This is a genomic window from Streptomyces sp. NPDC052101, assembly GCF_040680235.1.
Lineage (GTDB): Bacteria > Actinomycetota > Actinomycetes > Streptomycetales > Streptomycetaceae > Streptomyces.
Genome location: NZ_JBFAWH010000012.1, coordinates 141,959 through 168,021 on the forward strand (window position 1 = coordinate 141,959; position 26,063 = coordinate 168,021).

Genomic DNA, 26,063 nt, shown 5'->3' on the forward strand with positions numbered 1-26,063 from the left:
CGCCTCCTGTTGATGTCGCTGGCGTCGTCGTCCTTCTTCCGGCGACATACCAACAGTGCGGGCAGGCTCTACCGGTTCGTTCCCGATCCGTTCCCGGTGACCAGCGCCGTCAGGGACGCACCCCGCCGGGCCGGGTCCACCAGCCGTCCGGACAGCACCTCCAGGGCACCGGCCACCAGATCGAACCCCGTGGCCGCCTTGAGCAGTTCGGGCACCGGATCCGGGGCGAGCCCGGCCCGGCACCCGCTGATCACCGGCCCCTGCGCGGTGAGCACGACGCTCGTGTGCGCGGGCCCGTACTGGTACCCCGTCAGGTCCAGCAGCGCGGTCACCGCGGCCCGCACCTCGGCGGCCGCGTCCTCCGACAGCGGCGCGGGACGCGGCAACCCGTCGGGGCCGCGGGCCGTGATCCCCACGGCATGGTGCATCCCGTGCACGCTCAGCGTCTCCACGCTCAGGTGCGCGCCCGCGGCCAGTTCGGCGGCGTCGGGCTCGGGCGAGAGCCGGTTGTCACGGACCAGCCGTCGTACGGCGTCCGGGTCCGCGAGCAGGACGAGGGAGCGGGCGGGGTTGACGAACAGCCCCGCCGTCGCGGCCTCGTCCAGCAGCGGACGCAGGGTCCGTTCGTCACGGAAGTCGGCCCGGGCCCAGCGCACTTGGACTCCGGCGCGGGAAGCCTCCCGGAGGAGACGCGGGTCCGGGTTCAGCAGGAAGATCCGGCGTACGTCTTTGTCTTCGTTCATGCCTCTGCTCGGGGGCGTGAGTCGGCGAGGGGGCGAAAGGGAGCCTATGAGCGGGGGTTACCGTTCTGGTCCCCACCGGGTACCGATGCGAGGAACACGGACCAGGTGGAGGGGGAAAGGGTGAGGTGGGGGGCGGTGGGGGGTTGCTTCGAGTCGCGGATGTGGATGGCGGAGGGGTGGGCGGCCAGCTCCAGGCATTCGCCGCCTTCGCCGCTGCTGTAGGTGGACTTGCGCCAGGTGTAGGCGAGTTCGAGGCACTCGCCGCCTCCACCGCTGCTGTAGCTGCTCTTGAACCAGCTGAGTTCGACAGTTCTCATAGTCGGCTCCGCAGTTTCTCAATCAGGTCCAGCGACTCACTGGGACGCAGGGCTTGCGCCCTCAGGAGCCCATAGCGTTCAGTCAGGACGCTCACTTCTTCCGCATGGGTGATGAGCCGTGGATACGTGTGGATCTCCACGTACGCTACCTGTTCCCCTTTCCGGACCGTCAGCAGATTGAACGGGCCGTCCATACTGGGCTGCTCCTCGCGGTCCATCGGCATTACCTGAAGCTCGACAGTTCGCAGGCCGCCGATCCGCAGCAGGTTCTGGAGCAGGCCCGCGTGCACCTCCCGGCCGCCCACTGGGCGCAGCAGAACGCTCTCGTCGAGCACGAAGCTGAAGGTGGCGGATGGCCAGATGTCGAACTTCCGCTGACGAGCCATCCGGTCAGCCAGGCGCTTCTCGATCGCCTCCTCGCTCAGCAACGGCCGCCACTGCGAGAACACTGCTTCGGCGTAGCCCTCCGTCTGAAGAAGCCCCGGCACTAACAGGTTGCTGTAGACGTGCAGGGACGTAGCCTGCTCCTCCAGCTCCGCATACCCCCGGTACCACTCGGGATGCCGCGTCCGTGCCTTCGTCATCGCCTCCTCTACCTGGGGGATGACCGTCGTCAACAGCCCTTCCGCGCCGAGGACTTCGTCGGCCCTCTGGAGGAACTCCGGCCTCGGCGTCCGTACCCCCCTCTCCATCGCGGAGATCTGGTCGGGGCCGTACCCCACGAGACTGCCGAACTCCTTCTGGCTCAGCCCCGCCCTCTCCCGCAGCAACTTCAACTGCCGCCCCACTACAGCGAAGACCCCCGCCGCCCCGTTCTCCTCCGCAGGCGTCTCCGGCTTCCGCTCCGTCTCTTCTGTCACGCCACCCTCCACCGACGACCCGTACACCAGACATACCGCACCCGTACGACTACGCACAGTCGCCGGAACTCCCCTGGTCAGAGTAGAGAGAAGTGACCACGCTCGGTCACGTGAATCTGGAAATCTCCACCCCCACAAATGAACTCAGCCAACGGCTCAGTTCCACCCCGCGCGGTGCCCGCCTGGCCCGTCGCCTCACGGCGACCCAGCTCGCGACCTGGGGATATCCGCACGACAGCGACCCCAGCCATACCGCTCAGCTCCTCGTCGCCGAACTCGCCGCGAACGCCGTCACCCACGGTCGTGTGCCCGGACGGGACTTCGAACTGAAGCTGGTGCTGCTGCCGGAGAAGGACACCTTGCGTATCGAGGTGAGCGACACCCGGGGGGATCGGGAACTGCGGTTTCTGGACGGCGGGCCGGAGGACGAGAACGGGCGCGGACTCGTCATCGTGTTCGTGCTGTCGGCCAGGTGGGGCGTAGCCGAGCGCGCCGTCGGCAAGACGGTCTGGGCCGAACTCCCGCTCACCTCATGGCGGCGACGGTGTCCGCGAAGGCCCGTGCCGGAGGACTGAGGGCGTCCCAGCGGCGGACGGCCCAGCCGACGGGCAGGGGACGCAACCCCGGGAGCGGGACGAGCCGCAGTTCGCCCTCCCCCGGCACCGGAAGCCCGGGTACGGCCGGTACCACCGCCCGCCCGACCCCCAACTCGGCCAGCAGCAACGCCGTGTCCCAGTCGGCGACGCTCGTGTCGTAGCTGAAGCGGACGCCCAGCTCGGTGCAGGCCGCCTCCAGATGGACGGCGGACGTGGAGTTCGGGGGGAGCCGGATCAGGCGGACGTCGCGCAGCTCGGCGGGGTCGAGATCCGGCCGTGCGGCGAGGGGGTCGTCGGCGCGGACGGCGAGCAGCCAGGGCAGTTCGGCGACCGTGCGCTGGTCGATGCCGCGGACCGGGGGGCCGATGGTGACCCAGGCGAGGTCGAGGGTGCCATCGGCGAGGGCGTCGAAGCTGCTCCGGCCCGAACTGACCGTGCGGAATTCAAGGTTGACCTCGGGGTGTCGGCGGCGGAAGGCGACCACGGCGTCGGACATGAAGTGCCGGACCGTGGTCGCGCCGGTGGCGACGCGGACGTAGCCGCTGTGACCGTCGATGAGATCGCGCAACTGCCGTACGGCGAGGTCGAGTCCGGAGATCCCCTCGGCGGCGGCAGCCTCCAGTATGTGTCCGGCCTGCGTCGGGACGACTCCGCGCGGCTGCCGTTCCAGCAGCGCCACCCCGGTCTCCCGCTCCAGCCGTTTCACATGCTGGCTGACGGCGGACTGGGTGCAGCCGAGGTCCCGCGCGACGGAACTGAGGCTGCCGGCGCGGCACACGGCCACGAACACACGGAGGTCGTCCAGGGTCACGAGACCCAAGCTAACACTTGAGGATGGAGAGGAAACCCAAGGATTGACTCAGTGTCAGGTGCGTACGAGGATCGAGGACGGGCCGTGACCGACCCAGGCGGCAACCCGCTCCCCGTCCCGCCGAGTCCGGACGACGCGAGAGCAGCGAGGAGCGGGTGCCGACCGTTCCCCAAGGTCCCCCGGGCCGGATCACCGCCCGGCGTACAGCCCCTCCACCTCGCGGGCGAAGGCGGCCGTGATCCGCTCGCGCCGGAGCTTCATCGAGGGGGTCAGATGGCCGGCCTCCTCGGTGAAGTCCACGGGCAGCACGGCGAACCGGCGGATGGACTCGGGCCGGGACACCAGCTTGTTGGCCTCGTCGATCGCACGCTGCAGCACGGCCTCCAACTCCGGGTCTCCGACCAGGAGTTCTGGTGGCACCGGGTGCTTGCCGATCATCTGCCGCCAGTGCGTGACGCCGTCGGGGTCGAGGGTGATGAGGGCCGCGACGTACGGGCGGGCGTCTCCTACCAGCATCACCTGGGAGATCAGCGGGTGCTGGCGCAGCCAGTTCTCCAGCGGGGCCGGCGCCACCGACTTGCCGCCCGCCGTGATCAGCAGCTCCTTCTTGCGGCCGGTGATGGTCAGATAGCCCTCGTCGTCCAGCTCGCCGATGTCTCCGGTCGCCAGCCAGCCGTCCCGGGTCGCGGGCACGACCCCGCCGGCCTGCGGATCCCAGTAGCCGCGCAGGACATGGTCGCCGGAGACGAGGATCTCGCCGTCGGCCGCAATCCGCACCCGGGTGCCGGGCAGCGGCCAACCGACCGTTCCCAGGCGGGGCTTGAGCGGCGGGGTCACGGTCGTGGCGGCGGTGGTCTCCGTCAGGCCGTAGCCCTCGAAGATCTCGATGCCCGCGCCGGCGTAGAACGCGGCGAGGCGCCGGCCGAGCGGGGAGCCGCCACAGATGGCGTAGCGGACACGGCCGCCCATGGCGGCCCGGATCTTGCGGTAGACGAGCGGGTCGTAGAAGGTGCGGGCGGTCTTCAGGGAGCGGCCCGGGCCGCTGCCGCTGCCGGTCTGCCGGGCCTCCAGGGCCTCGCCGTAGCGCCGGGCCACGGCCGCCGCCCGGTCGAAGACCGCGACCCGGCCGCCCGACTCGGCCTTCGCGCGGGCCGAGTTGTAGACCTTCTCCAGCATGTACGGGATGGTCAGCAGGGCTGTCGGCCTGAAGGCCGCCAGGTCCGGCAGCAGGTCCTCGGCGGCCAGGCTCGGCGCGTGCCCGAGACGCACCCGGGCCCGGACGCACGCGATGGCCACCATCCGCCCGAAGACATGGGACATCGGCAGGAAGAGGAGGACCGACGGCTCCTCGCCCCGCTCCTTGAAGACCGGGTGGAGCAGCTCGATGGCGTTGTCGACCTCGGCGAAGAAGTTGCGGTGCGAGAGGGCGCAGCCCTTGGGGCGGCCGGTGGTGCCGGAGGTGTAGATGAGCGTGGCGAGGGTGTCGGGCCCCAGCATGCCGCGCCGTACGGCGACTTCCCCGTCCGGCACCTGCGCCCCCGCCTCCGCCAGCCGGGTCACATGCTCCTTGTCCATCACCCACAGATGGCGCAGATCGGGCAGGTGCTGGAGTTCGGGGCCGATGGCGGAGGCCTGCGCGACGGACTCGGTGATCAGGGCGACCGCGCCGGAGTCGTGCAGGATCCAGCGGGTCTGGAAGACCGAGGAGGTGGGGTAGACCGGCACGGTGACCAGGCCGGCGGCCCAGGCGGCGAAGTCCAGCAGCGTCCACTCGTACGTCGTACGGGCCATGACGGCGACGCGGTCGCCCGACACCAGCCCCTCGGCGATGAACCCCTTGGCCACGGCGAGGACTTGCTCGGCGAACTGCGCGGCGGTCACGTCCGTCCAGCGGCCGTCGGGGAGCCTGCGGCTGAGCACGACCTGGTCGGGGGCCGCCTCGGCGTTGTCGAACGGCAGGTCCGCGAGGGAACCGTGGGTGACCGGGGGCGCGAACGGCGGTACGGACACCTCCCGTACGGCGCCGTCCAGCCGCTGGACCCAGGGCTCCACGAGGACCGGGCGGCCGTCGTAGTCGATGGCGGAGACCGGGGTGCCGGAGGAGACCGGGGCGTTCGGGTACGGGGTGGACACGGGCGGCTCCTCTGACGTGCGTGTACCTGCGGCACCTTGGCAGAAAGGGGTTACCGCGGGTTAGGGAGGTGATCGTACGGGTCCGCCGTGCGGAGCTTGTGCGGGTTCGGGGGTGGTCCGGGGCTGGGGATGTGCAGCGTCGGGGGTTATGTGACGGGGGCTCACGTTTGGCGGCTTTCCGCCGTGGGGCGCCCGGGGCCGTTCCGCGCGGCGTAGACTTACCGACGGTAACCTTACTCCAGGGTAAGCAGGGAGAGGCGGGCGTGGTGAGCGGGTTGTTGCATCTCGCGGGCGGTGTGGTGCGGTCGCCGTTCAAACGGCCCTTCCCCGAGGCGGACTTCCCGCGCGACCGGCTGGTGCTGCCCGGGCTGCGGGTCGATCCGGACCGGCTGGCCGGGTACGAACGCGTCTGCGGCTTCCCCACCGAGGACAGCGCCCTGCCCGTCACCTACCCCCATGTCCTCGGCTTCCCGGCGGCCATGCGGCTGATGAGCGACCGGGCCTTTCCGCTGCCACTGCTGGGGCTCGTCCACACGTCGATCGAGATCACCCGGCACACGGCCCTTGCGGCGGCCGATGAGTACGAACTCGCCGTGCGCGTCGAGGGACTGGCCCCGCACCGGCGCGGTACGGAAGCCACGGTGGTCACGGAGATGCGGGCCGGCGGGGACGTCGTATGGGAGTCGCGGAGCACATATCTCGCCCGGCACCGGACCGACACCCCGGCCGCGTCACGGGCGAAGCCGCCGCGCCCGCTTCCCGTACTCGCCGAGTGGCGGCTCGCCGGGGACATCGGGCGGCGGTACGGTGCCGCCTCCGGCGACCGCAACCCCATCCACCTTCACCCGCTCACCGCCCGCCTCTTCGGCTTCCCGCGGGCCATCGCGCACGGCATGTGGACGGTGGCCCGCTGCCTGGCCGCCCACGGCACGAGCGGCTCCACCGTGGTGCGGGCGCGTTTTCTGGCGCCGGTGCTGTTGCCTACGGCGGTGAGGTACGGGGCGGACGGCGCCGGCCGCTTCGAGCTGCGGGGCGATGGGGGGCGACTGCATCTGACCGGGGAGGTGGGCTAGGCGCCGTCGGGGGCCTCGCCGTTGCCGGGTGCGGGTAGTCCGTGGCTGGTCGCGCCCACGCGGCGGTAGCCGCATATCGACACAGCCCCGCGCCCCTTGGGTTGGCGAGCAGCGGCTTGCCTGAAGGGGCGCGGGGAACTGCGCGAGCAACCCACCACACACCCGCACCCGGCAACGGCGAGGCGCCCGACGGCGCTAGACCTGCTCAGCCGGCGGAGTCCAATGGTTGCCCCGCATCAGGTTGCCCAGACCCGACCAGGTGACGTTCATCAGAGTGGACGCGGCCTGGCCGGCGGTGACGCCTTCCGTGGTGTTGGCCCAGGTGGCCAGGGACTCCGCCGCGCCGACCAGGGCCTCGGCGAGGCCCGCGACCTCGTGTTCGGGCAGGTCGGGATCGCGGTGGGCCTCGCGGGCGGCGACCGCGACCAGCCGGGTCACGAAGGCGACGATCTCCTCGCGCATCGCGGCGACCTCGGCCGCGAAGGGCTCGCCGTGCGTTCGGGCCTGGAGGTGCAGCACGGACCAGGCGTCGGGGTGCTCGGCGGTGTGCGCGAAGAAGGCCCGGAGCCCGTCCCACAGCTGGCGGTCGACGGGAAGGTCCGTGCGGACCCCGGCGCGGACGGCCTGGGTCAGCGCGGCGGCCTCACGCCGGATGCAGGCCGTGAACAGGCATTCCTTCGAAGTCAGGTACAGATAGACCAACGGCTTGGAGACGCCCGCGAGTTCGGCTATCTCGTCCATCGAGGCGGCCATGTAGCCGCGTTGCCCGAAGATCCGCACGGCAGCGTCGAGCATCTGCTGCTCCCGCACCGCACGCGGCATCCGTCTGGTCCTCGCCCCACCCATGAGGGCAAGACTAGTTGGAGGCGGCCGCCTCGCCCTGCGCCCGGGCGGTGTCGTCGGCGGTGTCCTCCTGGCTGCGGTTGGCCTCCAGGTTGGCCTTCATCCGGTCGACCCTGCCGACGATCCGCACCGAGGCCCGGTCCCGCTCCTTGCGCAGCACGACCCAGCTGATCGGGGCGGACAGGATCAGGGAGAGCAGCAGGACCCACAGGAAGTTGGAGTCGCCGAAACCACGCGGGAAGATGCCGGAGTAGACGGCTCCCCAGACGACCACGAGGCAGCCGGCGAAGACGCCGAGGCGCATCAGCGTGTAGCGGAGCATCTCAATCCACTCGTCCGATTCCAAAAGGGGTCATCGTCCAGTGAAGCACGCCCTGGAAGGGATCTTGCAGGGGGGTCAGCCGAGTGGCCGCAGCATGATCACGTCGTCGCGGTCGTCGTCGGGCGCGACCCGGATGGCGCCGGGTATGCGGCCGACCTCCTTGTAGCCGCAGGAGCCGTAGAACCGCTCCAGGCCGAGGCCGCCGCGGCAGGTCAGCCGGATCGCGCCGATGCCGTCGAAGTCGCGGGCGGCGTCCTCGGCGGCCGCCAGCAGGTCGCGGCCGTAGCCCTTGCCCTGGTGCCGGGGGTGGACCATCACCGTGTACAGCCACACCCAGTGCCGCTGGAGCCGGTGGGTGTTGAAGGAGAAGAAGGCGGTCGCGGCCGGCGCGCCCGCCTCGTCGCACCCGAGGAGCAGCCGGTGGCGGCCCTCGGCCATGGCCACGAAGTGCCTCACCAGCTCCGGCCGGACCTCCTCCCGGTTCACCGGGGGTACGAAGCCCACGGCGCCGCCCGCGTTGGAGACGTCCGTCCACAGGTCGAGGAGGCCGTCGCGCAGGTCGGGGGTGATGGCGGGGTCCAGCGTGAAAGTAAGGGGCATGCAGGCATCTTATTCATTACCCGCATGCCCCTCCAGGGAAAAGCCACCCGCGCGGCGTCAGACCCGCATCGGCTGGGGGGACTCGCGGCGCTCCGGGTCGGGACCCTCGTACTCGCGGATGATCTCGTAGCGGGTGTTGCGCTCCACCGGGCGGAATCCGGCGTCGCGGATCAGGTCCAGCAGATCCTCGCGGGTCAGCTTGTTCGGGGTGCCGTAGTTGTCCGCGTCGTGCGTGATCTTGTACTCGACGACCGAGCCGTCCATGTCGTCCGCGCCGTGCTGGAGGGCCAGCTGGGCGGTCTGCACGCCGTGCATCACCCAGAAGACCTTGACGTGCGGGACGTTGTCGAACAACAGCCTGGACACCGCGAAGGTCTTCAGCGCCTCCGCGCCGGTCGCCATCTGGGTGCGGGCCTGGAGGGTGTTGCGTACCTTGCCGTCCTTCAGGTCCACGAAGTCGTGCTGGTAGCGCAGCGGAATGAAGACCTGGAAGCCGTTCGTCTCGTCCTGGAGTTCACGCAGGCGCAGGACGTGGTCCACGCGGTGGCGCGGCTCCTCGATGTGGCCGTAGAGCATGGTGCACGGGGTCTTCAGGCCCTTCTCGTGCGCCAGGCGGTGGATGCGGGACCAGTCCTCCCAGTGGGTGCGGTGGTCCACGATGTGCTGGCGGACCTCCCAGTCGAAGATCTCCGCGCCACCGCCGGTGAGGGACTCCAGGCCCGCGTCGATCAGCTCGTCCAGGATCTCGGACGCCGACAGGCCGCTGATCGTCTCGAAGTGGTGGATCTCCGTCGCCGTGAAGGCCTTCAAGGAGACGTTCGGCAGGGCGGCCTTCAGCTCGCGCAGGGAGCGCGGGTAGTACCGCCACGGCAGGTTCGGGTGCAGGCCGTTGACGATGTGCAGCTCGGTGAGGTTCTCCGACTCCATCGCCTTGGCGAGCTTGACGGCCTCCTCGATGCGCATCGTGTACGCGTCCTTCTCGCCCGGCTTGCGCTGGAACGAGCAGTAGGCGCAGGAGGCCGTGCACACGTTGGTCATGTTCAGATGCCGGTTGACGTTGAAGTGCACCACGTCGCCGTTCTTGCGGGTGCGCACCTCGTGGGCGAGGCCGCCGAGCCACGCCAGGTCGTCCGACTCGTACAGCGCGATGCCGTCCTCGCGGGTCAGCCGCTCACCGGAGCGGACCTTCTCCTCCAGCTCGCGCTTGAGCCCGACGTCCATGCCTACACCTTTCTACGACAACTCGACCCAACCGTACTCCCCCACCCTTCGGGCGGGAGGTGCCCCCAATCGGCGCTCCGCGCCTCGAGTTCACGCCTCTTCGGGCAGCTCTCCGACCCGGTTCTCCCACTTGGTGGAGAGCACGACGGTGGTCCGGGTCCGGGAGACGCCCTTGGTGCCGGACAGCCGCCGGATGATCCGCTCCAGACCGTCCACGTCCGTCGCCCGCACCTTGAGCATGAAGGAGTCGTCGCCGGCGATGAACCAGCAGTCCTCGATCTCCGGCAGGTCCCGCAGCCGCTGGGCGACGTCCTCGTGGTCGGCGGCGTCGGAGAGCGAGATGCCGATCAGCGCGATGACGCCGAGGCCGAGCGAGGCCGCGTCCACCGTGGCGCGGTAGCCGGTGATGACACCGGCCGCCTCCAGCCGGTTGATGCGGTCGGTGACGCTGGGGCCCGACAGGCCGACGAGGCGCCCCAGCTCCGCGTACGAGGCCCGGCCGTTCTCCCTCAGGGCCTGGATGAGCTGCCTGTCCACCGCGTCCATGCGATCGAAGCCTTCCGCTGAAGAGTTCCGAGTTGATGAGAGGTAGTGCGAAGTGGTGCGAAGTAGTACGGGGTCGAGCGGGTGGTGCGATGTGCTGCGGGGTGCCGCGGCCTGCCCGGCTAGTCGGCCGTTCCGCCGCCCAGCTCACCCCGCCAGCGCCGGTACAGGCCGTGCTCGACGCCGGCCGCGTCCAGCACCCGCCCGGCGACGAAGTCCACCAGGTCCTGGATGTGCGTGGCGCCCGCGTAGAAGGCGGGCGAGGCCGGTACGACCGTGGCACCGGCGTCGTCCAGCGCGACGAGATGGCGCAGCGTCTGGCCGTTCAAGGGGGTCTCCCGTACGGCCACGACGAGCGGCCGGCGCTCCTTCAGGGTGACACTCGCCGCACGCTGCAGCAGATCCTTGGACAGGCCGAGCGCCACCCCGGCCACACAGGCGGTGGAGGCGGGCACGACGATCATCCCCTTCACCGGGTACGACCCCGAGGACGGTCCGGCCGCGAGATCGCCCGCGTTCCAGTACCGCACCCCGCTGATGTCCGCGTCGAAGGTCCCCGGCTTGCCGTCGGCGCCCCGGGCCAGCCATTCGCGCAGATCGTCCTGCCAGTGGGCGTCGCGGAACGCGATACCCGTCTCGTCCAGCAGCGTCAGCCGCGAGGCACGGCTGACCACCAGGTCCACCGACTCCCCCGCGTCCAGCAGCGCCCGCAGAGCGGCTGCCGCATACGGCGTCCCGGAAGCACCGGACACCCCCACGATCCAAGGCACGCGCTGCGTTTCTCCTGCGTTCACACCTTGAGCGTACCGGTCGGTCGGGAACCGCTCAGGCCGGGTGGGGGCAGTGGCCGGCCGGGCGGCCCGACGAGCTGCCGAGCCGGCCGCCCGCCCGGGCGACCGTCACCCGAAGGGACTACAGGCTGAGACCCCGTACCAGCAGATCGATCAAGGCGCACACGAACAAGGAGATCCCGATGAAGCCGTTCGTCGAGAAGAACGCCCTGTTCAGGCGGGACAGGTCGTGGGGGCGGACGATGCGGTGCTCGTAGAGGAAGGCACCGGCGACGATCAGCAGGCCCAGCCAGAAGAACGTGCCGGCATGGGTGGCCAGCGCGTACCAGACGAACAGGGCCGTCGTCAGCGTGTGGCAGGCCCGCGCGCCCCAGATCGCGGCCGGGATGCCGAAGCGCGCCGGGACCGACATGACGCCGATCTCGCGGTCGGTCTCCACGTCCTGGCAGGCGTAGATCAGGTCGAAACCGCCGATCCAGATGCCGACGGCGAGGCCCAGGATCACCGCGTCCCAGGACCAGGAACCGGAGATCGCGAGCCAGCCGCCGACCGGGCCCATGGCCTGGGCGAGGCCGAGGATGGCCTGCGGGAAGTTCGTGAAGCGTTTCCCGTAGGGGTAGACCACCATCGGGATGACCGCGACCGGGGCCAGGGCCAGGCACAAGGGGTTCAGCAGGGCCGCCGCGCCGAGGAAGACCACCAGGGCGATCAGGGCGCCCGTCCAGGCGTGCCGGACCGACATCGCGCCGGTCACGAGTTCGCGGTGCGCCGTACGCGGGTTACGGGCGTCGATCTCCCGGTCGATGATCCGGTTGACCGCCATCGCGAACGTGCGCAGACCCACCATGCAGACCGTGACCAGCAGCAGCCGGCCCCAGTGCATGCTCTTGTCCCACTGGTACATCGCCGTGAGAGCGGCGATGTACGCGAAGGGCAGCGCGAAGATCGAGTGCTCGATCATCACCAGGCGCAGGAAGGCCTTCGTGCGTCCCGGCTGGGGGATCGCGGCAGAGGCGCTGCTCACAGGCCGTACTCCTTCCAGCGGCGGTCCACCAGGGCCGCCGTATCCGGGTCCGACAGGACCATGTCCGGCCAGCCCCCGTCCCGGGTGTAGCCCTCCTCCGGCCACTTCCTCGTGGCGTCGATCCCCGCCTTGCCGCCCCAGAACTGCTGGTAGGAGGCGTGGTCCAGGTGGTCGACGGGGCCTTCCACCACGGTGAGGTCGCGGGCGTAGTCCGTGTTGCCGAGGGCCCGCCAGGCGACCTCGTGCAGATCGTGCACATCGCAGTCGGCGTCCACGACCACGATCAGCTTGGTCAGGGACATCATGTGCGCCCCCCAGATCGCGTGCATCACCTTCTGCGCGTGCTTCGGGTACTTCTTGTCGATCGAGACGATCGCGCAGTTGTGGAAGCCGCCGGCCTCGGGCAGGTGGTAGTCCACGATGTCCGGGACGATGATCTTGAGGAGGGGGAGGAAGAAGCGCTCCGTGGCGCGGCCGAGCGGGCCGTCCTCGGTGGGCGGGCGGCCGACCACGATGGACTGCAGCAGCGGGCGCTTCCGCATGGTCACGCAGTCGATCTTCAGCGCCGGGAACGGTTCCTGCGGGGTGTAGAAGCCGGTGTGGTCGCCGAAGGGGCCCTCCGGGAGCATCTCGCCCGGCTCCAGCCAGCCCTCCAGGACGACCTCGGCGTTCGCCGGGACCTGGAGCGGGACCGTCTTGCAGTCGACCATCTCGATCCGCCTGCCCGCGATGAAACCGGCGAACAGGTACTCGTCGATGTCGCCGGGGAGCGGGGCGGTGGAGGCGTAGGTGACGGCGGGCGGGCAGCCGAAGGCGATCGCGACGGGCAGCCGCTCACCCCTCCTCGCCGCGACCTGGTAGTGGTTGCGGCTGTCCTTGTGGATCTGCCAGTGCATGCCGATGGTGCGCTTGTCGTGGCGCTGCAGGCGGTACAGGCCCAGGTTGCGGATGCCGGTCTCGGGGTCCTTGGTGTGGGTCAGGCCCAGATTGAAGAAGGAGCCGCCGTCCTTCGGCCAGGTGAACAGGGCCGGGAGCCGGTCGAGGTCGACCTCGTCGCCGTGCAGGACGACCTCCTGCGCCGGAGCCTCCTTGACCTTCTTCGGCGGCACGTGGGTCATCGCGCCGAGCTTGCCGAAGGCCTCCCGGACACCGACGAAGCCGTGCGGCAGCTCGGGCCGCAGCAGCCCGCCGATCTTCTCGGAGATCTCGCCGTACGACTTCAGGCCCAGCGCCTTCAGCAGGCGGCGGTCGGTGCCGAAGACGTTCATGGCGAGGGGCATGTCCGAGCCGCGCACGTTCTCGAAGAGCAGCGCCGGGCCGCCGGACTTCTGCACCCGGTCGACGATCTCCCCGACTTCCAGGTAGGGGTCGACCTCGGCCTTGATGCGCTTGAGGTCGCCCTCGCGCTCCAGCGCCCGCAGCAGGGAGCGAAGATCGTCGTAAGCCATGTGTCCCAGTATCTGCCACCCGCTACCCTGGCCCGGTCACCGGGGCCGTCTCACTTCGTCGGGGGATCGCACGCCATGCTCGGGTATCTGCCGTTCCTGCTGGTCCTGGCCCTGTGGATCTACGCCTTCGTGGACTGTCTGAACACCCCCGAGGAAGAGGTGCGGCATCTGCCGAAGCTGGCGTGGGTCGTCATCATCCTGTTCTTCGGCGAGGTGCTGGTCGGCCCGGTCGCCTGGCTGATCACCGGCAAGGTGCGGCAGGGGCCGGCGGGCGGTCCGACGCCCTCGCCGTGGCACCGGAACACCGCCGCGAACTGGGTCGCCCCCGACGACAACCCCGAGTTCCTCAAGTCCCTCGACAAGGACGATCCCGGGAAGGGCTGATGGAACTCCGGCTGCTCGTCACCTTCGAGAAGGTCGCCACGGTGCTGAGCTTCACCCGGGCCGCGGCCGAACTGTCCTACGCGCAGTCCAGCGTGACCGGTCAGATCCGCGCCCTGGAGTCCGCCCTCGGCGTCGAGCTGTTCGACCGGCTCGGCAGCCGGATCCGGCTCACCGAGGCCGGCGAGCGGCTGCTGCCGTACGCCCGGCAGATCATCGAGCTGGCGGAGGAGGCCCGGGCGGCCGTGGTCGAGCCGGCGGAGCCCTCCGGCACCCTGACCGTCGGCACGATGGAGTCCCTGACCTCCTACCGGCTGCCGCCGCTGCTGGAGTACTTCCATCACCGCCACCCCGGGGTACGGCTCGCGCTGCGCACCACCATCGGCGACGAGACCCGGCAGGCGCTGCGTCAGGGCGGCTACGACGTCGGGTTCCTGATGGAGGAGGAGACCGAGCACCCGGGGCTGGAGAGTGCCGTGCTCGCGGTGGAGCCGCTGGCGCTGGTGGCGGCGCGCGGCCACGCCCTGGCCGGTGCGGCGGTCACCACGGCCGTCCTGACGAACCAGCCCCTGCTGGCCACCGAGCCGGGCTGCGCCTACCGGGACCTGTTCGAGCGGGAGCTGACGGCGCTGAAGCCGGTGCAGTTCATGGAGTTCGGCACGATCGAGGCCACCAAGCGCGCGGCGGCGGCCGGCCTCGGGATCACGCTGCTGCCCGAGGTGACGGTCGCCGCCGAACTCGCGGAGGGCTCTCTCGTACGACTGGCCTGGGAGCCGCCGTTCACACTTCGCACGCAGCTGGCGTGGCGGGCCGGGAAGCGGCTTCCGGCGCATGCGCGGCTGTTCGTGGAGCAGGCGCGGCGGCTGGTCGCCGAGCAGGACGGGCCAGGGTGACCTTGAGGCTCGCGGTGACGATCAGCGGCACGCCCAGCGCCTGGACGAGCCCGATGTGGTGGCCGTAGACCAGCCAGTCCATCAGCATCGCGACCGCCGGGTAGACGAAGGCCAGCACGGCGATCTTCGAGGTCGGCAGCTTGGCGTACGCGGCGTACATGAGGACGTACATCACGCCGGTGTGGATCAGGCCGAGTCCGGCCAGCCAGCCCCAGCCCCAGCCGGTGCCGCTCATGGCACCGAAGTCCGCGAAGGGGAGCAGGAGCGGGATGCCGACCAGGACCTGGACGAGGGCGATCAGGTGCGGGCGCACCCCGGTGATCCTCCCCCGCTGCTCAACGCGCGGGGGCACCCCCATGGTGACCAGGGTGGACAGGCCGTAGAGCAGGGCGGCGAGGAGGGCCTGGCCGATGCCGAGCAGATACGATCCGCCGCTCGCGAAGTCGGCGGGGGTGACGCCCGACACCAGGATCAGGCCGGCGAAGGCCACCGCGATCCAGCCGACCTTCGCGGCGGTGAGCCGCTCCCGGAACAGCAGGGCGCCGAGCACGACCACGTAGAAGGGCTGCGTGTGGTAGACCACCGTGGCCACGGAGATGGACGTGTTCTCGTACGACTGGAAGAGCAGCACCCAGTTGAAGACGATGAACACCCCGCCGAGCACGGCGAGTCCGAGGGTTCGGCGGGTGAAGCCGTGGTCGCGCAGCCAGCCGCGCGCGGTGACATAGCCGCCGAGGGCGAGGGCGCCGAACAGCACACGGAAGAAGACGACGTCGAAGGGAGACGCACCCGACTCGACGACGAAGACGCCGAGTGTGCCGGACAGCATCATGGCGGTGGTCAACTGGGCGGTGCCCTTGAGTTCCGGTGTCATGCCGACGACGCTAGGCCCGCGCCGGCCGGCGATCCACGGGCCACTGCGGGCCACTGCCGATGCCCCCATCGACGCGACCGATGCCTGCAGGTCGCGGGCGGGGCGGTCACGGGCGGGGCGGTCACGGGTGGGTGGGTCGCGGGCAGGGCGGTCGGTCGCGAGCCGGGTCGGTCGCGGGCCGGGTCGGTCGCGGGCGGGTTGCTCGGGCAGGGCGGTCGCGAGCGGGGCGCTCGGGCGGGCCACTCAGGCGGGCCGGTCACGGAAGGGGGCGCGGGCCGGGCGGGCGCGAGGGGGCGGGCGCTCGGGCGGGCCACTCGGGCGGGCCGGTCGCGAGCCGGGCGGTCACAGGCAGGAGGGGAACGGGCCGGCTGCCGCCAGCGGGCCGGTTGCGAGCGGGGCGCTCGAACGGGTCACTCGGGCAGGTCGGTTGCGAGCCGGTCGGTCACAGGCAGGGCGGTCGCGAGCGGAGCGCTCGGGCGGGTCGGTCGCAAGCCGGTCGGTCACGGGCAGGAGGGGCACGGACCGGCTGCCGCGAGCAGGTCGGTCACAGGCAGGGCGGTCGCGGGCAGGCCGGTCACCGGCAGGGGGGGCGCGGGCCGGGCGGTTGCGAGGGGGCCGGTCGCGAGCCGATTGGCAGCGAGCCGGTCGGACAGGTCGGTCACGGGCCGATCACTCGCGAGCGGATGGTCACGGGCAAGGGACCGCGAGCCGGGCGGTCGCGGGCGGGGCGCTCGGGCGGGCCGGGCGTGAGCCGGGCGGGTGCGAGCCGGGCGGGGGGTCAGAGGAAGACGGCGAGGGGGTATTCCAGTACGCTCTCGCAGGCCTCGGGGTCCCAGCTTGTCACCTTGCCCAGGCAGTGGGCCGGGAACTGGCCTCCGGGCAGCTTGGTGTAGGGCTTGCGCAGACCGTCGCCGCGCAGGATGACCCGCAGGTGCGCGGCGGACTCCCCGTCCCGGTAGGGCGCCCGCATCACCAGTGTCCCGCCCTGCGGGTCGTCGGTCCGGACGGCCTGGAACCGGCCGGTGATCATGACGAACTCGCCGATCGCGGTGAGCGCCACCTCCCGCGCGGAGGGGGCCAGTTTCCGGCTCAGCACGTGGTTCGGTGTGACGGTCCCGGCCGCCCCTGCCAGCTCCACCTCGACGAGGGCGTCCTTGTGCTTGAGGACGGACAGCAGCAGGCCGATCACCGAGATCGGCTCGCTGCTCTCCACGTACTTGGCGACGACCTCGGTACTGCTGCCGCCCGTCACCTTGAACAGCAGGGACAGCAGGGGAATCGCCGCCAGGCAGCCCGCGTTGCGCATCCGCCGCTCCTCGACCTCCCTGCGCATCGCCGACTTGTAGTTGCCCATCTTGTACAGGCCCATGACCGCGTCGTTGTCGAGGTACAGGGGCTGGTAGGAGGGGTCCTCGGACGCCTTGCCGAGCCGCCCGAGCCCACGCCGCAGCGCCAGCGCGCCCAGCACGAGCAGACCGGCGAAGGCGGCCAGCCACCACACCATCGCGCCCCACCAGACGCTCCACCAGGTGCCGTCAAGAACAGCCACGGATCTCCTTGAACGCGGTCGACAGGGACGAGTCGGGGGCGGCGGCGTCGACCATGCGGCCGCCGGTCAGCGCGGCGACCGCACGGAGTTCGGCGGCGTCGGACTCGCCGAAGTGGACGGGGTACGTGTGCACGGCGCGGACGTCGGCGGGGCGGGCCCGGTAGCGGCTGACGAAGGAGGCGCGGCCGATGCCCGCGTTGTTCTCGCCGTCGGTCATCAGCACGATGGACACCGCGCGCCTTGGGTCCTCGCGCAGGGCCCGCTCGGCGCTGTCGTAGCCGTGGTCCAGGGCGGACCACAGGGCCGTGGCGCCGTCGTAGCCGCCGGCGGCGACGAAGTCCGCGAGGGCCGTGAGGTCGGCCGGGCCGCGCACGGTGACGGTGCGTTCGGCCAGCGGGCGGCCGCCGAAGCGGACCACGGTGAGCTTCTCGCCCTGGTAGAAGCGGACGAACTCGGCCGTGGCGGAGGAGTCCGCGCCGCTGAGCGAGGCGAACGCGGCGCGCAGCGCGGTCGTACGGGCGCCGCGCATCGAGGTGGAGGAGTCGAGCAGGAAGATCACCTGGTCGGCGCCGCGCCGCCGGGGGTCGCCGTAGTCGGCGAGGAGCCGGTCGAGGACGGCCGGGTCGTCGGGGAAGTACAGCGCGTTGTCCAGGGGGGCGGCGAGCCGGGGGTCGCGGGTGACGGCGGTGCTGACCGGGCGGCGCAGGGTGCGGCGCATGATGTCCCGCTGGTGGCCGGTGGCGGTCAGCCACGCCACCACGCGGTCGTAGGCGGCGCGCCGGGCGGGGTCGAGCAGCAGCAGCGGGTAGTCGGACAGCACCATGCCGTCGGCGGGGTGGACGATCTGGAGGGGCTGTTTCAGCCGGCCGGAGGCGTTCAGGGTGAGCAGCTCGGACTCGTAGGTGATCAGGGCGTTGGTGCGGCCCGGGTGTCCGGCGAAGGCGTCCAGCAGGGCGTGGGACGTCTCGGCGGTGAGGGTCTGCCCGGAGCGGAAGCCGCGCAGCCGGTCGCAGCTGACGTCCGAGGGGCGCAGCGCGCCGCCGGTGCCGGCGGCGGCGGTGGCGACACCGACCAGCGCGGCCAGTCCGCTGTTGCTGTGCCGGGGGTCGGCCATGCCGAAGCGCACGGTGCCGGTGGCGGCCGCGTCGGCGATGTCCGCCCAGGACAGCCGGCCGCCGGGCACCTTGTCCCGCAGGCGCCGGGCCACGTCCGGGGTGAGGCCGACGACGACCGGGGAGCGCATGATCGAGGCGCTCTGGACTCCGGTGGCGGGGGTGCTGCCGGCCGGGGCGTGCTTGGCCTTCAGGCGCAGATAGCGGTCGGAGGAGAGCCAGGCCAGGTCGTAGGAGTGCCGGCCGGTGAGCAGGGTGTCACCGGCGTCGCCGGTCGGCTCGTAGTCCATCTCCAGGCGGACCCCGGTGTCCTTCCTGAGCTGCTCCAACAGCGGCCGCATGTCGGTGAGTTCGTCGCTGGCCAGGACGCGCAGGGTGGTGTCCGGGCCGCCGCCGGAGCAGGAGACGAGCCCGCCGAGGACTGCGAGCACGACCAGGCACAGGGCCAGGCGGAGCCCCCGGGTCCTCATGGCGCCTCCTGGTCGGGTGCGGACTGGGACACCGGGTCGCAGTCGCCGACGGACTCGATCATCCGCTCCAGCAGGTCGAGCCGGGGCAGCACCGCCTTGGTGTCGTCGTCCGACAGCACCGGCGCCTGGATGTGCCGCTCCCGCAGGAACCCGGTCAGCGCGTCGCTGGTGGCCGCGGCGCCCTGGGTGTCCCGGACCCGGAAGCCCAGCTCCATCGCCCGTTTCTGCAGGGCCGGGTCCTCGGTGATCAGCCGGCCGAGCCGGTCGCCGCCGGGGGTCAGGGCGATGAGCTGGGGCTCGGTGACGAACCGCGTCGAGGGGTAGAGCAGCACGCGTTCGCCGTCGACGTGCCCGGTGCCGGCCCGGGTGGCGATCTGGTGGGCCAGGAACTGGTGCTCGTAGATCACCGCGATGGGGGCGATGCTCTTGCCCTCGGCGGAGACGTACGTCTCGTTCTTCTCCGAGGACGGCATGCCCTGGTCGTTGAGGAGGAGCCGTATCCGGTCGGCGAAGCGGGTCGCCTCGGCCGGGTTCTGCGGGATGTTGTCGTGGTTCCAGACGTAGGAGACGAGGCCCAGATAGGTGCCGGCGGAGTTGGACTCGCAGATGCTGGAGGTCTGGGCAAGCACCTTGTTGCCGTTGCGGATGCCGTGCCGGGCGATGCCCAGCCCGTCCCAGCGGACGCCGTCGGCGGTCGTCCGAAGGAACTTCTCCATGTCCAGCGAGTAGTAGAGCGGCTGCTGCCCGGCCGGGGCGCCCGGTAACGGGGTGGCGATCCCGGCGTCCCGGAGGGTCTCGGCGTACTCGCGGTAGGTGCCGAGCACGATCGGGCTGACGAAGGGCCGGTAGGTGGTCGCCGGGTGGCCCTCGGCCGCACGTTTCCTGGTGATCAGGTCGGCGGCGGGCTGCCCGGACGGGAAGACGACGTCGTAGCCGTCGTAGCGCTGGGAGGCGATGCCCCTGGAGCCCATGCGGGTGATGTGCACCCGGAAGCCGTGCCGGATCAGCAGCCGCTGGACCTCCGGGTCCTCGAAGTAGTCGGCCTTGGAGGCCATCTTGGCCTCGATCGTGGTGATCCGCTCGAAGGGCAGACCCGCATGTCCCTGGGCGAGGACGACGATCGCGCACAGGGCGGTGGCGGCCGCGACGAAGCGCGGGATCAGCCGGCCCGCCCGGGATCGGGGCGGCGGCACGACGGCGGGTACGCCCACCGACAGGCGCGGCTCGCCGCTCTGACGGGGTCTGTCGGTCTCGGCTCTGTGTGGGGCCACCCGGGTCTCCTGCGTCAGCGGGGAGAGGATCGTCCGATCCCTGGACGATCCTCGATGGAACACCCGGCCAACGGCAGAAGAAAGGGATGTGAAGGAACGTCAGCTGCGGACCGAGGTGTCAGCCGAGCGGACCGGCCTCGCGCAGCACGAGGTCGAGCAGTCCCGGGAAGCGGGTGTCGAACTCGGTCCGGCGCAGCCGGTTGACCCGCCGGGGCCCCTCGTCGCGCTGCTCCACCAGCCCGGCCGCGCGCAGCACCGAGAAGTGGTGGCTGAGGGCGGCCTTGCCGACCGGCACGTCGAAGCTGCCGCAGCTGCGGGTCCAGTCGGCGGCGCCGGCCAGCTCCCGGACCAGGGTGAGGCGCACGGGGTCGGCGAGGGCGGCCAGCGCCGCGAGGAGGGACACCTCGTCGGGGTGGGTGTGCTCCGGGGCGGCCCGGTGACTGCCGGTGGTCACGCCACGCTCCCCTCTTCCTCTTCCTCTTCCGCTTCCTCTTCCGCTTCCGCTTCCGCTTCCGCTTCCGCTTCCGCTTGCCGAGTGTTCGATGAAAACCATACACTCGCAAGTGTTCGCTTTTGATTGAACAGTCGGGTCGAGCGAGGGGTGTGGCATGCGCGCGGTGGAGTTCCAGGAGTACGGCGGGCCTGAGGTGCTGCGGCTGGTGACGGCCGAGGTGCCGCAACCCGGGCCCGGGCAGGTGAGCATCGACGTGGCCTACACCGGCGTGAACTTCGCCGACCTCAAGGCCCGCGCGGAGGGCTACCGGGTGCCCGCGCTGCCGTACGTACCGGGCCTGGAGGTCTCCGGCCGCGTCCGCGCGCTCGGCGCCGGGGTCATGGACCTGGCCGTCGGCCAGGAGGTGGTGGCGCACACCACGGGCGGCGGATACGCGGAGGTCGTGGTGGCCGAGGCGACGACCGTCTTCCCGGTCCCCGCCGGCCTGGACCTGCGCACAGCCGCCACCCTGCCGACCGTCCTCACCACGGCGTACGCCCTCGTCCACACCGTCGGCCGGCTCCAGCCCGGCGAGTCGGTCCTCGTGCAGGGGGCGGCGGGCGGGGTCGGCACGGCGGTCGGCCTCCTGGCGCGGGCGGCGGGCGCGGGAGCCGTGTACGGCGTGGTGTCCTCGGCCGCGAAGGCGGAGTACGCCAAGGGGCACGGCTACGACGAGGTGTTCGTCGGCGCCTTCCGGCAGCCGGTGCGCGAGGCGACCGGCGGGCGGGGCGTCGACCTGGTGCTGGACCCGGTCGGCGGCGACACCCTGCGCGCCGGACTGGCGTCGCTGGCGGCCTTCGGACGCCTGGTCTCCTACGGCAACGCGTCCGGCGCCGAACCGTGGAGCGCAGGCCAGGCGGAGCTGTCCCCGCTCGGCGTCTCGGTCTCCGGCTTCTCCGTGCTGTCCCTGGCCAGGACCGCTCCGGACGCGCTGCGCCGGCTGTCGGAGCAGGCGTTCGCGAAGGCGGCCGACGGGACGGTGACGCTGCCGGTGACGGCCGAGTTCGCCCTCGCGGACGCGGCGGAGGCGCACCGGCTGATGGGCGGACGGTCGAGCACCGGCAAGCTGCTGCTGCGCGTGGCCGACTGAGCCGTCGTCAACCGCTCCCGGTCTGCGGCCACTTCTTCACCCGACCAACGCCGTCACGTCCGGGCCCAGCTCTGCGAGGACGCCCCCGACTGGCAGCTCGCCTCGGCCACGCCGCCTCCGAAGGCGAGGTCGAGGCAGCCGCCGTCGTAGACCGTGCGCAGCGAGCTGCCGGAGCCCGTCGCCCAGCGCAGGTTGCTGCCGCCCTGCGAGCAGTCGCCGACGAAGACGGCCTGGCCGTTGCCGTTGGCGCTCAGACAGGCGCCGGTGGAGACATTGACGACCTTGACGCTGCCGCCGGCGGCACTGCGGAAGGTCCAGCGGGCCGTCGAGTCCGAGCAGCTGCCGAGGCCGGTGGAGCCGTAGACCTGGGTCAGGCACTTGCCGTTCTCGCCGTTCTTCAGATGGAACGTGCCGGAACCGGGGCTGCCGCCCCCGCCGGACGACCCACCGGAACCGCTCGAACCGCCGGAGCCCGAGGAGCCGCCGGAACCTCCCGAGCCGTCGGTGCCCCCCGAGCCGCCGGTCCCGGAGCCCGAGCCGTCACCCGCGCCGCTCCCACTCCCTCCGCTCCCACTCCCCGCGCTCCCGCCGCTGCCGGATCCGCCGTCGGAGGCGGCCGAGCCGCCCGAGCCGCCCTGCGGGTCCGTCTTCGAGTCGCCCTTCTTCCCCTGCTTCTTCTTCTCGCTCGCCGGTGAGGCCGAGCCCTTGGTGCCGGGCGTCGGCTTCCCCGAGGGGCTCGCCGAGGACGTGCCGGGCGTGGCGGCGGCCGTCGCGGAGACCGAGGCGCCCGGTGTGCCGGCGGCGCCGTCGCGGTGGGTGCCGGTGGCGTACGGGGCCAGCTGGAAGGCGAGGGTCGCCACGCCGGCGCCGACCACGATCGGCACGACGGCCACCAGCAGGCGCTTGCGCCGCCGTTCCCGCTCCGGCGGCCGCCCGCCCGGCCGTACGACGATCTCGGGCTCGGACCCCGCGTCCCCGGCCTCCCCCGGCCCCTTCGCCTCCCTCTGCCCGTTCGGCTCGTCCGCCTCCTGCGGTCCCTCCACCTCCGGTACCCGTGCCGCGAACTCCGCGCGGGCGGTGAGGCGTTCGGTGAGGGCGGTGGGCCACAGCGTGGAGCCGGGCGAGGGCTCGTGGCCTGCGGTCAGCTCCAGCAGCTCGGCGGCGGTGGGGCGGCCCTCGGGGTCCTTGTCCAGGCAGGAGGCGACGACGGCCGCCAGCTCGGCGTCGACAGACCGCAGTTCGCCCAGGTCGGGCTGCTCGTGCACGATCCGGTACAGCACCCCGTGCCCCGACTCGTCACCGAACGGCGGCTGCCCGCTTCCCGCGTACGCCACCACCGACCCGAGCGCGAAGACGTCCACCGCGCCGGTCAGCCGCCGCGCTCCCGAGGCCTGTTCGGGCGACATGTAGGCCGGGGTGCCGATCACCATGCCGGTCCGGGTCAGCTGGCTCTGCTCGGCGGCCCGGGCGACCCCGAAGTCGATGAGGGTGACCCCGTCGAGGGTCAGCATGACGTTGGACGGCTTGACGTCCCGGTGCACCATGTCCAGCCCGTGCACCTCCGCCAGCCCCGCCGCCGCCCGCCCCAGTAGCAGCCACAGCGACTCGGCCGGCAGCGGCCCGCCGTGCGCCTCGACGGCCTCGCGCAGGGTCAGCCCGGGGACGTAGGCCGTGGCGAACCACGGCGGGCGGGCGTCCCGGTCCCCGGCGAGCAGTGGTGCGGTGGCCCCGGCGGGCAGCCGGGAGAGGTTGTCCAGCTCGTGCCCGAAGCGGCGGACGAAGTCCTTGTCCTCGCCGACGACCGACGGCAGGACCTGCTTGACGGCGGCGTACCGCCCCTCGTGCACACCGAGGTAGACCCGCCCCATGCCGCCGGCCCCGAGCCGTCCGACGAGCGGGATCGGCCCGATCCACCGGGGATCGTCCCCTTCCAGCGGCTCGACCCCGTTGTGTTCCCCGTTCAACTCTTTCCCCCTGTTTCAGCGTGCGTAGGACCCGAGGCCCACCAGGCAGTAGACGTACTCGTTCACCGTCGCCCCGTTCATCGTGTAGCGCGACGAAAAAGCGTACTGGGTACGGGAGTTGTCGTTGCAGCGGCTCATGTCCGAGGTCAGCGGAATCGTCTCGATCACCTTGTAGTGCGCGTCGGACGCGGAGCAGGAGACCTCCTCCACGCCGCTGACGGACTGCGCGGTGGTGGAGTCCGGCAGGGTGCCGTTGAGGCAGGTGCCGGAGGTGTAGGGGCTCGGGTCCGGGCTCGGGGTGTCGTAGGCGCCGCCGGTCCCGTACGGATCACTGCTGTACGGGTCGCCGGTGGACGGGGCGCCGCTGTACGGATCGCCGGTGTACGGCTCACCGGTCGGCGTGGCGGCCGGGTACGACGGTGAGTACGCCGGTGAGTACGACGACGAGCCGATCGGGTCGGCGGACGAATCCCCGCTGCCGCCGCCCTGGTTGACCAGCACCAGTACCAGCACGACGACGGCGACGGCGCCGAGCACACCCAGGCAGGCGAGGCCCTGCTTCTTGTCGGGCGAGGCCGGACCGGGTCGGTCGGCGGCTGCCGGCGTGACGTGGATCCGCAGCCGTACCTCGGTGTCGCCGGCCCGCAGCCGTACGACGTCGCCGTCGCGGACCGGGGGTATGCGGACGGGCGGCATGCCCGTGCTCGACGGCAGTCTGAGGACCGTGCCGGAGGCGGCCTGCTGCGGGGTGAGGGAGACGGGGATCTCGGGGATTCCTGGGTTCTCGGGTGACGACACCAACCGCTCCTGGATGTGAGGATGAGGCAACCAGTGTGAGCCAACAGCCCACAGAACTAAAATATCTTTCTAGAAAAGTACTTCAGAATGAGCCCCAAGCAGCAGCGTGGCGAGGCCACCGCCGAACAACTCCTGGACGCCGCACTGCGGGTGTACGCCGAGTCCGGCGAGCAGGGGCTGACGGTCGCGGCCCTCACCAAGGCCAGCGGGGTCAGCCTCGGCAGCCTGTACCACCACTTCGGCAGCGTCGACGGGCTGATGAACGCCCTGCTCACCCGGTGGCTCGGCCGGCTGCTCGGCGAGCTGGTCGCGGCGCTGGAGCACACCCGCACCGCGCACACCGGGATCCGCGCCCTGGTCAGGGCGTACCTGGACTTCGTGCAGGAGCACCGGGAGGCGGCGCTGCTGCTGCACTCCTCGTACGCCGACCGGCGTGGAATGGCCGACGGGAAGCGGCTGCGGGACGCACAGGAGGCCCGGCTGTCGCCGCTCGCACAGTGGGCGCAGCGGTATGTGGCCTCCGGCGACCTCGCCCCGCTCCCGGCACCGCTGCTGGAGTCCCTGATCCTCGGCCCGGTCGTCGCGGTCGCCCGCCGCTGGCTGTCCGGGGCCGGCGACGTGGACCTCGACCAGGCGGCGGTACTGCTGCCGGAGCGGATCTGCCGGGCGGTGGCGGCCTGAACCACTGACGGGTCCCGCCGGCCTCCTCTGGCCGGGGGCGACCCCCGTGGTCCAGGCTGGCCCTGCCCGCCCCGCCCCGCCCGTCCCCGCGCAGGAGTCCCGCATGCCCAAGCCTCGCTTCGCCGTCCTCGGCGCCGGCAGCATCGGCTGCCATCTCGGCGGCCACCTCGTCGCCGCCGGGTACGACGTGACCCTCATCGGCCGGACCGCCGCCATGGCGGTGCTGCGCGAGCGGGGACTCACCCTCAGCACCTCCGTACGGCCGCCCGTCCACCTCTCGCCGGACCGGCTGACCCTGGCCACCGGTGCCGAGGCGGCGGCCGGCGCCGACTATGTGCTGGTCACCGTGAAGAGCGCCGGCACCGAGGCGGCGGCCAGGGACCTCGCCGCCCATCTCGCCCCTGGCACCGTCGTGGTCAGCTTCCAGAACGGGCTGCACAACCCCGCCACCCTGCGCGCCGCGCTCCCCGGCCGCACCGTGCTGGCCGGGATGGTGCCCTACAACGTGGTGGGGTCCGAGCCGGGCACCGTGCACCAGGGCATGCCGGGCAGGCTGATGACCGAGCCCGACGAGAGGCTCTTCGCCGCGTTCCGCGCGGCGCACCTGGCGATCGAGGCCCGCACCGACATGCCGGAGGTGCAGCACGCCAAGCTGCTGATGAACCTCAACAACGCGATCAACGCCCTCTCCGGGCTGCCGCTGCGCGACCAGCTCGGCCTGCGGGCGTACCGCCGCTGCCTCGCCCTGTGCCAGCGCGAGGCACTCGCCGCCTACCGGGCCGCCGGGGTCGCTCCCGCCCGCCTCGGCCCCACCGCGCCCGGCGTCACCCCGTATCTGCTGGGACTGCCCGACGCCGTCTTCCGCCGGGTGGCGGCGGCGTCCCTGCGGATCGACGCCCACGCGCGCTCCTCGATGTGGGAGGACCTGCAGCGCGGCCGGTCCACGGAGATCGACTCGCTGCAGGGCGAGATCGTCGCCCTCGCCACGGCGCGGGGGCTGCGCGCCCCGGTGAACGCGCGTCTGGTGACCCTGGTGCGGGAGGCGGAGGCGGCACCGCGGACGTGGCCGGGGGCGGAGCTGTACGCGGAGCTGCGGGCGGCGCACAACGGGTGAGGCCGGCCCTGCCCGCCCCCGCCCAGCGTGCCCTCGTTGCCCGCGCCC

27 protein-coding genes are annotated in these 26,063 nt (G+C 71.8%); 7 read left to right on the forward strand and 20 right to left on the reverse strand.

Going from position 1 to position 26,063, the window contains the following annotated elements; genetic code table 11:
- Positions 1 to 68: 68 nt before the first annotated feature.
- Genes AB0L75_RS22370 through AB0L75_RS22380 form a run of 3 tightly spaced genes read right to left on the reverse strand, consistent with a single transcriptional unit; the run spans position 69 to position 1,920 of the window.
- Positions 69 to 743: a hypothetical protein gene (locus tag AB0L75_RS22370; RefSeq protein ID WP_365183434.1), complete on the reverse strand. Its 675-nt coding sequence runs from the start codon at positions 741 to 743 to the stop codon at positions 69 to 71.
- 44 nt (positions 744 to 787) lie between these two features.
- Entirely contained in the window at positions 788 to 1,060 is a 273-nt protein-coding gene (locus AB0L75_RS22375; protein WP_365183437.1) for a DUF397 domain-containing protein, read from the reverse strand.
- On the reverse strand, positions 1,057 to 1,920 hold the full coding sequence (locus tag AB0L75_RS22380) for a helix-turn-helix transcriptional regulator (RefSeq protein ID WP_365183440.1): 864 nt from the start codon (positions 1,918 to 1,920) through the stop codon (positions 1,057 to 1,059). Before AB0L75_RS22380 ends, AB0L75_RS22375 begins: the two co-directional genes overlap by 4 nt.
- Positions 1,921 to 2,030: 110 nt before the next feature.
- Between AB0L75_RS22380 and AB0L75_RS22385 the strand changes: the two genes are divergently transcribed.
- A complete protein-coding gene (locus tag AB0L75_RS22385) occupies positions 2,031 to 2,495 on the forward strand; it encodes an ATP-binding protein (protein WP_365183442.1) in 465 nt (154 codons plus the stop codon).
- On the opposite strand, the gene AB0L75_RS22390 is transcribed toward AB0L75_RS22385, so the two are convergent.
- Positions 2,446 to 3,327: a LysR family transcriptional regulator gene (locus AB0L75_RS22390; protein ID WP_365183445.1), complete on the reverse strand. Its 882-nt coding sequence runs from the start codon at positions 3,325 to 3,327 to the stop codon at positions 2,446 to 2,448. The two genes, AB0L75_RS22385 and AB0L75_RS22390, sit on opposite strands and share 50 nt — an antisense overlap.
- A gap of 189 nt (positions 3,328 to 3,516) precedes the next feature.
- Complete coding sequence (locus AB0L75_RS22395) at positions 3,517 to 5,406, reverse strand: long-chain fatty acid--CoA ligase (RefSeq protein WP_365183723.1); 1,890 nt, start codon at positions 5,404 to 5,406, stop codon at positions 3,517 to 3,519.
- A 320-nt stretch (positions 5,407 to 5,726) separates the two neighbouring features.
- On the opposite strand from AB0L75_RS22395, the gene AB0L75_RS22400 reads away from it, so the two are divergent.
- Positions 5,727 to 6,533 (forward strand): MaoC/PaaZ C-terminal domain-containing protein, encoded by an 807-nt coding sequence (locus AB0L75_RS22400; protein ID WP_365183446.1) that lies wholly within the window; start codon positions 5,727 to 5,729, stop codon positions 6,531 to 6,533.
- A gap of 195 nt (positions 6,534 to 6,728) precedes the next feature.
- Here AB0L75_RS22400 and AB0L75_RS22405 read toward each other — a convergent pair whose 3' ends face one another.
- The 8 genes from AB0L75_RS22405 to AB0L75_RS22440 all read right to left on the reverse strand — a co-directional run bounded on the left by AB0L75_RS22405 (position 6,729) and on the right by AB0L75_RS22440 (position 13,325).
- Complete coding sequence (locus AB0L75_RS22405; protein WP_365183449.1) at positions 6,729 to 7,379, reverse strand: TetR/AcrR family transcriptional regulator; 651 nt, start codon at positions 7,377 to 7,379, stop codon at positions 6,729 to 6,731.
- 10 nt (positions 7,380 to 7,389) lie between these two features.
- The gene (locus AB0L75_RS22410; protein ID WP_365183451.1) at positions 7,390 to 7,698 is read right to left on the reverse strand and encodes a DUF4229 domain-containing protein; all 309 of its coding nucleotides are present in this window, start codon (positions 7,696 to 7,698) and stop codon (positions 7,390 to 7,392) included.
- A gap of 75 nt (positions 7,699 to 7,773) precedes the next feature.
- A complete protein-coding gene (locus AB0L75_RS22415; protein WP_365183453.1) occupies positions 7,774 to 8,298 on the reverse strand; it encodes a GNAT family N-acetyltransferase in 525 nt (174 codons plus the stop codon).
- A gap of 57 nt (positions 8,299 to 8,355) precedes the next feature.
- A complete protein-coding gene (mqnE, locus tag AB0L75_RS22420) occupies positions 8,356 to 9,519 on the reverse strand; it encodes an aminofutalosine synthase MqnE (RefSeq protein ID WP_365183455.1) in 1,164 nt (387 codons plus the stop codon).
- A gap of 90 nt (positions 9,520 to 9,609) precedes the next feature.
- Positions 9,610 to 10,065 carry an Lrp/AsnC family transcriptional regulator gene (locus AB0L75_RS22425; protein WP_365183457.1) on the reverse strand — a complete coding sequence of 152 codons (456 nt, stop codon included), beginning with the start codon at positions 10,063 to 10,065 and terminating at the stop codon, positions 9,610 to 9,612.
- A 119-nt stretch (positions 10,066 to 10,184) separates the two neighbouring features.
- A complete protein-coding gene (locus tag AB0L75_RS22430) occupies positions 10,185 to 10,832 on the reverse strand; it encodes a UbiX family flavin prenyltransferase (RefSeq protein ID WP_365183460.1) in 648 nt (215 codons plus the stop codon).
- Between the two features lie 142 nt (positions 10,833 to 10,974).
- Positions 10,975 to 11,877: a menaquinone biosynthesis prenyltransferase MqnP gene (mqnP, locus tag AB0L75_RS22435; protein ID WP_365183463.1), complete on the reverse strand. Its 903-nt coding sequence runs from the start codon at positions 11,875 to 11,877 to the stop codon at positions 10,975 to 10,977.
- Positions 11,874 to 13,325, reverse strand: a complete 1,452-nt coding sequence (locus AB0L75_RS22440; RefSeq protein WP_365183465.1) for a menaquinone biosynthesis decarboxylase — start codon at positions 13,323 to 13,325, stop codon at positions 11,874 to 11,876. Before AB0L75_RS22440 ends, mqnP begins: the two co-directional genes overlap by 4 nt.
- A 75-nt stretch (positions 13,326 to 13,400) precedes the next feature.
- Between AB0L75_RS22440 and AB0L75_RS22445 the strand changes: the two genes are divergently transcribed.
- Positions 13,401 to 13,709 (forward strand): PLD nuclease N-terminal domain-containing protein, encoded by a 309-nt coding sequence (locus AB0L75_RS22445; RefSeq protein ID WP_365183468.1) that lies wholly within the window; start codon positions 13,401 to 13,403, stop codon positions 13,707 to 13,709.
- Complete coding sequence (locus tag AB0L75_RS22450; RefSeq protein WP_365183471.1) at positions 13,709 to 14,599, forward strand: LysR family transcriptional regulator; 891 nt, start codon at positions 13,709 to 13,711, stop codon at positions 14,597 to 14,599. Before AB0L75_RS22445 ends, AB0L75_RS22450 begins: the two co-directional genes overlap by 1 nt.
- On the opposite strand, the gene AB0L75_RS22455 is transcribed toward AB0L75_RS22450, so the two are convergent.
- The 5 genes from AB0L75_RS22455 to AB0L75_RS22475 all read right to left on the reverse strand — a co-directional run bounded on the left by AB0L75_RS22455 (position 14,487) and on the right by AB0L75_RS22475 (position 20,329).
- Positions 14,487 to 15,473 (reverse strand): DMT family transporter, encoded by a 987-nt coding sequence (locus AB0L75_RS22455; protein ID WP_365183473.1) that lies wholly within the window; start codon positions 15,471 to 15,473, stop codon positions 14,487 to 14,489. The two genes, AB0L75_RS22450 and AB0L75_RS22455, sit on opposite strands and share 113 nt — an antisense overlap.
- A gap of 778 nt (positions 15,474 to 16,251) precedes the next feature.
- Positions 16,252 to 17,022, reverse strand: a complete 771-nt coding sequence (locus AB0L75_RS22460) for a hypothetical protein (protein ID WP_365183476.1) — start codon at positions 17,020 to 17,022, stop codon at positions 16,252 to 16,254.
- Positions 17,009 to 18,604, reverse strand: coding sequence for a VWA domain-containing protein (locus AB0L75_RS22465; RefSeq protein ID WP_365183478.1), 1,596 nt, complete (start codon positions 18,602 to 18,604; stop codon positions 17,009 to 17,011). The genes AB0L75_RS22460 and AB0L75_RS22465 overlap by 14 nt, the downstream gene beginning before the upstream one ends.
- Positions 18,601 to 19,875, reverse strand: coding sequence for a hypothetical protein (locus AB0L75_RS22470; protein WP_365183481.1), 1,275 nt, complete (start codon positions 19,873 to 19,875; stop codon positions 18,601 to 18,603). Before AB0L75_RS22470 ends, AB0L75_RS22465 begins: the two co-directional genes overlap by 4 nt.
- 118 nt (positions 19,876 to 19,993) lie before the next feature.
- Positions 19,994 to 20,329: a transcriptional regulator gene (locus AB0L75_RS22475; RefSeq protein WP_365183483.1), complete on the reverse strand. Its 336-nt coding sequence runs from the start codon at positions 20,327 to 20,329 to the stop codon at positions 19,994 to 19,996.
- A gap of 154 nt (positions 20,330 to 20,483) precedes the next feature.
- Here AB0L75_RS22475 and AB0L75_RS22480 point away from each other — a divergent pair, with 154 nt between their 5' ends.
- A complete protein-coding gene (locus tag AB0L75_RS22480; protein WP_365183486.1) occupies positions 20,484 to 21,458 on the forward strand; it encodes a zinc-binding dehydrogenase in 975 nt (324 codons plus the stop codon).
- 53 nt (positions 21,459 to 21,511) lie between these two features.
- On the opposite strand, the gene AB0L75_RS22485 is transcribed toward AB0L75_RS22480, so the two are convergent.
- Positions 21,512 to 23,422, reverse strand: a complete 1,911-nt coding sequence (locus AB0L75_RS22485; protein WP_365183489.1) for a protein kinase — start codon at positions 23,420 to 23,422, stop codon at positions 21,512 to 21,514.
- Positions 23,423 to 23,437: 15 nt separating this feature from the next.
- Positions 23,438 to 24,220, reverse strand: a complete 783-nt coding sequence (locus AB0L75_RS22490; protein ID WP_365183492.1) for a hypothetical protein — start codon at positions 24,218 to 24,220, stop codon at positions 23,438 to 23,440.
- Between the two features lie 87 nt (positions 24,221 to 24,307).
- Here AB0L75_RS22490 and AB0L75_RS22495 point away from each other — a divergent pair, with 87 nt between their 5' ends.
- Positions 24,308 to 24,901 carry a TetR/AcrR family transcriptional regulator gene (locus tag AB0L75_RS22495; protein ID WP_365183494.1) on the forward strand — a complete coding sequence of 198 codons (594 nt, stop codon included), beginning with the start codon at positions 24,308 to 24,310 and terminating at the stop codon, positions 24,899 to 24,901.
- A 103-nt stretch (positions 24,902 to 25,004) separates the two neighbouring features.
- On the forward strand, positions 25,005 to 26,015 hold the full coding sequence (locus tag AB0L75_RS22500) for a 2-dehydropantoate 2-reductase (RefSeq protein WP_365183495.1): 1,011 nt from the start codon (positions 25,005 to 25,007) through the stop codon (positions 26,013 to 26,015).
- Positions 26,016 to 26,063 lie beyond the last annotated feature (48 nt).